Genomic DNA, 6,994 nt, shown 5'->3' on the forward strand with positions numbered 1-6,994 from the left:
AAAATATGGGGGGATATTATGAAGATTCAAGTTGTATTATCAGGATACGGAACAGTAGGCAGAGAGTTTATAAAATTATTAAATGAAAAGTATTCATATATATATGAAACATATGGGATTCAATTAGTTGTAAGTGGCGTATTAGGAAGAAATATTGCAATACATAATGAAGACGGCTTATCTCTTCATCATTTATTGATGTATGGTGGCGGTACCGCTGCAATTGAAAAATATTTAGAGTATCATCCGAAGGAACGTGCAACAACTAGCATAAGTGGTACTGTATTGGTAGAATCAACAGTTACAAATCTTAAAGATGGAAATCCAGGGAAACAATATATGAAACAAGCGATTGAGAAACAGATGGATATAGTAGCAATTTCAAAAGGTGCACTCGTTACAAACTGGAGAGAAATAAATGAAGCAGCAAGAGGCGTAAATGTACGAATTCGATATAGCGGTGCAACAGCCGCTGCACTACCGACGCTAGATATCGGACAATTTAGTTTAGCCGGTTGCAGTATTGAAAAAATAGAAGGAATATTAAATGGAACAACTAATTATATTCTTACGAAAATGTATGAGGAAGATATGACATTTGAAGAAGCACTGAAAGAAGCGCAAAATAAAGGAATTGCTGAGACAAACCCTATATTAGATATAAGTGGTTCAGATAGTGCGTGTAAATTGTTACTTTTGACAAACAGCTTAATGGAAACAGAGAAAACACTTACTGATATACATATAAAAGGAATCGAGCACGTTACAAAACAACAAATACAAAATGCTAAGGAACAACATAAAATTATTAAATTAATAGCATCAATATATAAGGATGAGGGTGGCAATGTGAATTTAAATGTTGAACCGTGCGAAATAGAAAAAGATCATCCGTTAGCAAAAGTAAATGGGACCGAAAAAGGAATTACGTTCTTTACAGATACGATGGGACAAGTTACTACAATTGGTGGGGCTTCTAATCCACGAGGCGCTGCAGCTGCAGCTTTAAAAGATGTAATTAACTTATATCGAAAAGACTTGTAAGACCGTACCGCCCTTTATAAAAAATACATATGTCGTGGACCTTTTGTGAATGAAATAAATATGCAAAAATGATTGCAGGGGGTAAGGAATTGTTTAAGGATTTTAAAGTTGTTAAAGATCGTCCCGTTTATATTCAATTGAAAGATTATTTGAAGAAGATGATTATGAAAGGGCACTTGCTCGGGAATCAAAAAATCCCATCAACAAGGGAACTAAGTGAATTACTAAGTGTGAGTAGAAACACTGTACTTGCTGCTTATGCAGATTTAGAGCAAGAAGGACTCATTTATGCAGTTAAAGGAAAAGGGAACTTTGTTGCGAAGGTAGATATATCTAACACTTCGTCTGTTGAAATAGATTGGAAAAATAAACTTAATACAGTGACCGCATTAGCGGATGAATTAGATTTAATGAAACATGGTGTTCGTTGGGAAAAGGGAATGATTGTTTTTAATAGTATAGCCCCGGATGAGAAGCTATTTGATGTTGAAAACTTCAAAAGAGCTTTTCTTACTCGTATGTCCATTGAAGGGGACATCGTATTGAACTACGGATATGCAAAGGGATATAAACCGTTAATGAATTATTTACTTCATTACATGGAAATGAAAGGTGTAGACATTTCGAATAAAGATATTCTAATTACAAATGGATTTACAGAAGGATTGGATATTGTACTTTCTTCTTTATCAAAAAAATCCGGTCGTGTCATTTGTGAGAATCCAACTCACCACGCTGCACTAAAGCTGTTCCGTTTACATGGACTTGAAGTTCATGGGATTGATATGAATGAGGATGGTATTGATACGAATGAAGTTGAAAAAAGCTTACGTGAAAAAGATTTTGATTTTGCTTATTTAATTCCTTCTTATCATAATCCAACCGGTATTGTTACGAGTTCAGAGAAAAGAACGGAATTGATGAGGTTATTCTCGAAATATAAGGTTCCTATTATAGAGGACGGATTTAATGAAGAATTACGTTATTCAGGTTCACATTTAGCTCCCTTATTAACTTTTGCTGGAGCTGGCAATAATGTGATTTATATTAGTAGCTTTTCAAAGGTACTTTTCCCTGGTTTACGTGTAGGTTGGATTATTGCAGATAAAGAGCTGATTCATTATTTAGAAAGCGTAAAAAGAGCAAGAACAATCCACACATCTACGTTAGATCAAGCGGTTCTATTTCAATATTTACATGAGGGATATTTTGAGAAATATTTAAAAAAGGCAAGATCGGTTTATAAGAAAAAATATGAGTTAGCTGTCGGCGCGTGTAATCAGTTCATTCCTTTCAAAAGAATGACTGGAGATGGTGGACTTCATTTATTTATAGAGCTAGAAGAGCATATGAATGCCCGCACACTTTTACAAAAGTGTTATGAGAAAGGCGTTACGTTTTCACCTGGAGATGTTTTTTACTCTGATGGAGAAGGGGCGAACACTTTCCGATTAGGGTTTTCGCGCTTGAAAGAAGAAGAAATAGTTCGGGGAATTAAAATAATTGGTGATACATTAAAAAATGAAATTTGGAGTTGAGAAAATGAAAATCGGTGTTATTATGGGCGGGGTATCGTCTGAAAAACAAGTTTCAATTATGACAGGGAATGAAATGATTGCTCATTTAGATAAAAATAAGTATGAAATACTCCCAATTACATTAAATGAAAAAATGGATTTAATTGAAAAAGCGAAAGACATTGACTTTGCGTTGCTCGCATTACACGGGAAATATGGAGAAGATGGGACAGTTCAAGGAACACTGGAGAGTTTAGGGATTCCTTATAGCGGAAGTAATATGTTATCTAGTAGTATATGTATGGATAAGAATATTTCAAAAAAGATTTTACGTTATGAAGGTGTAGAAACACCAGATTGGATTGAACTTACAAAAATGGAGGATCTAAAGCTTGATGAGTTAGATAAGTTAGGATTTCCATTAGTGGTAAAACCAAACTCTGGCGGATCGAGTGTCGGGGTGAAAATCGTTTACAATAAAAATGAATTGATCTCAATGCTAGAAACTGTATTTGAATGGGATTCTGAAGTAGTAATTGAGAAGTATATAAAAGGTGATGAAATTACATGTTCCATTCTGGATGGAAAACAGTTACCTATAGTTTCAATTCGACATGCAGCCGAGTTCTTTGACTACAATGCAAAATATGATGATACTAGTACAGTTGAGGAAGTTATCGAACTTCCAGCGGAAATTAATGAACGTGTAAATAAAGCGTCACTGGCTTGTTATAAAGCATTAAAATGTAGTGTTTATGCAAGAGTTGATATGATGGTGAAGGATGGAATTCCATATGTAATGGAAATTAATACATTACCAGGGATGACACAATCAAGTTTATTGCCAAAAAGTGCAGAAGCAGCGGGAATTAGTTATAGCAAACTATTAGATATGATTATTGAAACATCATTAAAAGTTAGAAAAGAAGAAGGGTTTTAAGGGGATTATATAACTAATTCTTTTGACAGTTTCACGAAGTATGCTATGATGAATACATTATAAAAACAAAATATTTATCCACTAGGGGGGCCTTTTATAGGCTGAGATCAAATGTGATTTTGAGACTCTTAGTACCTGATCTGGTTAATGCCAGCGTAGGGAAGTGGGAAAGACGTTGCTATTTAATGAGTAAATAAATACTGTCAATTTCACTTTCTTTACGCCTGTAAAGAAAGTTTTTTTATTTTACAGCTTTAATAATTGTGGATAAATACTTATATTTTATACATTATTGGAGGGATTTAAATGACTTTTTCACAATCATTACGTAAAGAAGTAGATTCAATTTGGGAAGCGAGTTTTAACCATCCTTTTGTAAAAAAACTTGGTGAAGGAACGTTAGATTTAGCTAGTTTTCGCTATTATGTGCTTCAAGATTCATATTATTTGAGTCATTTTGCTAGAGTACAAACTTTAGGAGCTGCAAAAGCTCTTGAATTAGAGACGACAGCTCGTATGGCACATCATGCTCAAAATACATATGAGGCCGAGTTATCTTTACATGAGAATTTTGCTAAAAAGCTAGGGATAACAAAAGAAGAAAAAGATAATTTTATTCCTGCGCCAACTGCATATGCGTATACTTCACATATGTATCGTGCTGCGTATGAAGGGCATTTAGGAGATATCATTGCAGCAATTTTACCTTGCTATTGGTTGTATTACGAAATTGGGGAACGTTTAAAAGAATGTCAGCCGGAAGAGCCAATTTATAACGAATGGATTTCTGCTTATGGATCTGATTGGTTCCGTACGCTAGTTGAAGAACAAATTACACGGTTAGATACTATTGCTGAAAAAGTAACAGAGGCAGACCGCAAGCGTATGAAACAGCATTTTATTATTAGCAGTCAATATGAATATTCATTTTGGGAAATGGCTTATACATTAGAAAAGTGGCCAGTGGATACAGACGTAAAAGACGTAATTGGATAAAGAATAGAAGTAATGTTAGAGATAGGTATGGATCATACCTATCTCTATATTTTTTCTTGTCAAATTTGCGTAAAGTCATTAGTGCTACGGATATGGTGAAATAGAATATCGATAATTTAGCTCATTTAATTGTCTACGCATTAACTGGATAAACTTCTGTCACATTTATTTTACAATTAAAGAACGTAAATGTTGGTGGTATGAAGTTAAATAAGAAAAGAAACCCGAGCTGTTAGCTGTAACGGAGTTGTTTTTTCTTTGCAGGAATTTCTAAGTTAACATGAAGTGCTGTTCATACAATATGCAAATTTGCATATTGTATTTTTTTGAGTTCTTTGTGTGTTAAAATCAAATATAGAGATATAGAAATATAAAGAAGCAAAAGCAGGAATATCCAATGAATTTTGAGAGGTGTTATATGTTTACAAATAAGAAATTAATTCGATTTGGTTTATCGTTGTTTGTATTTTTAGGGATAATTAATTTTACAATCAGCTATTTCCAAACATATCTTGAAACAGCAGCAGATATTAAATGGGTAATTCCAGAAATTTGGAAAACTATTTTACTAGATGTTCCTCAAGGTATACTTGTTCTTTTAGGCGCAATTGCATTATATGATTTCACAAAAGAGGCATCACAAAAAGACGCATCAATCTAAGTGTGTCTTTTTTCAATTAGAAATTTCATAGAGAGCTTTGCTGGAGAAATAGAATAAAAAGCCCTAATTAGGGCTTTTTTCTTTATAGGAATTTCTTAACCTTCATAGAAACCGGTTACTTAGAGGTGTTATAGCAAAGGCATTTACAGTACAAGAAAATCTAAGTGATATATGGAAATATATAGGATTTGTCCGCGTGATTATTGAGAAATTAATTGAGCTTAGTAAGTATGAAGATATGACGCTAGAATTTATATTTTATAATTTCTATTTATAAAAATGAGCCCATAGTAAAAATAGGTATATGAACAAGGTGCATCATCTAGTAATAAGTCATACTTTGTTGGTGTACGTATTGAACTTAGTTTATAGCGCTATTTCTACTTAGATATAACGAACAGAAATATAGGGAAGCATCAATGAGGTTGTATTTTATAAACGGAGGTTATGAAAATGAATCAGTTTCAACAAGAAATACAAGCGTTAAGCCTTAATGATTACCGATCTGGAAATATTGTCTATTGGGACCAGCAAAATCAATATCCATATTACTATATTGAATATGCTGCTCGTCGCTGTGGGGGTTGTGGTCGTTGTGGGGGTTGTGGCGGATTCCGTTGTGGTGGATTCCGTTGTATTGGTTGCTTCGGTTGTTTTGGTTGCGGAGGTTGTGGCGGTTGCTCTAACTGTTTTAATGGTTTTAGTGGTACTACTGATACTACTGGTACTATTATAACGTATGAATATTGATTGCATTTATCCTGCTATTTGCCGGGCAGTAAGACCCTAAAAAAATTCAGCGAGAGCAAAGAGAAGTTAGGTGGCCGGCTGCCCATAAAAGCCCGATGGATGAGGGCTAATTAAAGTTTCACCTTATCAATTAAAAAACATTAGTTTTATATATGTACGTGCCGACAAAGAATATAGTCATTATTAATGGATATATTCAATCATTCAAGTGAAAGAGTAACAATAAGATATATAGGTGTAATCAAGATGTGATGGATAAAGCAATGACTAGATTTAAAATCTAATCATTGTTTTTTTCTTATGGTTTTATCATTAAATATCTGTCTAGTTTGGGCATTGCTTCCTTCTAGCTAATGATTTTATTACAACCGTGTAAGGTTAATGTAATGTTAATCGATAGTAAAATAAGTTGCTTGAGTGTATTTTAAATAAGATTAAAAAGTACTGTTTATCTATAAAATAATTGGGTAAATAATATGTAATTAGGAAGTGTATGAATATGGTTGAACTAAAATCTATTTTCCATTCGTATAAAGTAAAGAGAAAAATAGCTAAAGATTTATACGGAAAAAGAGATGAATTGACACTGTTATTAAATGAATTTAATAATATGAAATGTACAGTAACATCTGAAAAGAAGAAAAATAATATATTATCTCGTTTGCAACTAATTTATCAAAATATAAAATTAGATAAGCAGTATCCTCTATCAGTTTCTTTTGATAGTAAATTATTGGAGCGATTAGAAAAAGAATCTCTACATACTATTGAGGATGGTGTAACATGTCTACATTTAATGTTAGATATGAATTATGAAAAAATAAAACAATATGGGTCGAGTACAAGTAGGTCATTCGTTCCATTATCGCAGTCTTCTATTTGTCTTGCTGATTGTATTTGTTTAACAGGATTTATAGTAGGTTTACTAGGAGTAATTTCATTTGGAGGGTTCATGTTATCTATATGTTCAACTACATAACGCTTGATATTTGTAAAAAGAGCACCGATTTGAACTGCACCCCAATTGTTAGACACAGTCTAACAATTGGAGGTGCAGTTTTTCTATGGCTAAATTTACAGCTGATG

Annotated in this window: 7 protein-coding genes, 1 pseudogene and 1 riboswitch; all 8 genes and pseudogenes read left to right on the plus strand. The window is 33.2% G+C overall.

The features are described from left to right. Positions 1–18: 18 nt before the first annotated feature. Positions 19–1,044 carry a homoserine dehydrogenase gene (locus tag DOS87_RS13975; protein ID WP_000701766.1) on the plus strand — a complete coding sequence of 342 codons (1,026 nt, stop codon included), beginning with the start codon at positions 19–21 and terminating at the stop codon, positions 1,042–1,044. 89 nt (positions 1,045–1,133) lie between these two features. Further along, on the plus strand, positions 1,134–2,582 hold the full coding sequence (locus DOS87_RS13980; RefSeq protein WP_000471637.1) for a MocR-like pyridoxine biosynthesis transcription factor PdxR: 1,449 nt from the start codon (positions 1,134–1,136) through the stop codon (positions 2,580–2,582). Between the two features lie 4 nt (positions 2,583–2,586). Beyond that, entirely contained in the window at positions 2,587–3,501 is a 915-nt protein-coding gene (locus DOS87_RS13985; protein WP_002162788.1) for a D-alanine--D-alanine ligase, read from the plus strand. 73 nt (positions 3,502–3,574) lie between these two features. Further along, positions 3,575–3,680: riboswitch (TPP riboswitch) on the plus strand. Between the two features lie 127 nt (positions 3,681–3,807). Next, positions 3,808–4,497 (plus strand): thiaminase II, encoded by a 690-nt coding sequence (gene tenA / locus DOS87_RS13990; protein ID WP_000144509.1) that lies wholly within the window; start codon positions 3,808–3,810, stop codon positions 4,495–4,497. 397 nt (positions 4,498–4,894) lie between these two features. Then, entirely contained in the window at positions 4,895–5,158 is a 264-nt protein-coding gene (locus DOS87_RS13995) for a DUF3937 domain-containing protein (RefSeq protein ID WP_002082716.1), read from the plus strand. Between the two features lie 447 nt (positions 5,159–5,605). Beyond that, positions 5,606–5,908 carry a heterocycloanthracin/sonorensin family bacteriocin gene (locus DOS87_RS14000; protein WP_098578256.1) on the plus strand — a complete coding sequence of 101 codons (303 nt, stop codon included), beginning with the start codon at positions 5,606–5,608 and terminating at the stop codon, positions 5,906–5,908. A 152-nt stretch (positions 5,909–6,060) separates the two neighbouring features. Next, positions 6,061–6,192 (plus strand): annotated as a pseudogene (locus DOS87_RS14005) (site-specific integrase); the annotation flags it as partial. A gap of 209 nt (positions 6,193–6,401) precedes the next feature. Then, positions 6,402–6,887: a hypothetical protein gene (locus DOS87_RS14010; protein ID WP_002082715.1), complete on the plus strand. Its 486-nt coding sequence runs from the start codon at positions 6,402–6,404 to the stop codon at positions 6,885–6,887. The last annotated feature ends 107 nt before the right edge of the window (positions 6,888–6,994 follow it).

The sequence above is a fragment of the Bacillus sp. CR71 genome (genome assembly GCF_003429245.1).
GTDB classification, from domain to species: domain Bacteria; phylum Bacillota; class Bacilli; order Bacillales; family Bacillaceae_G; genus Bacillus_A; species Bacillus_A thuringiensis_S.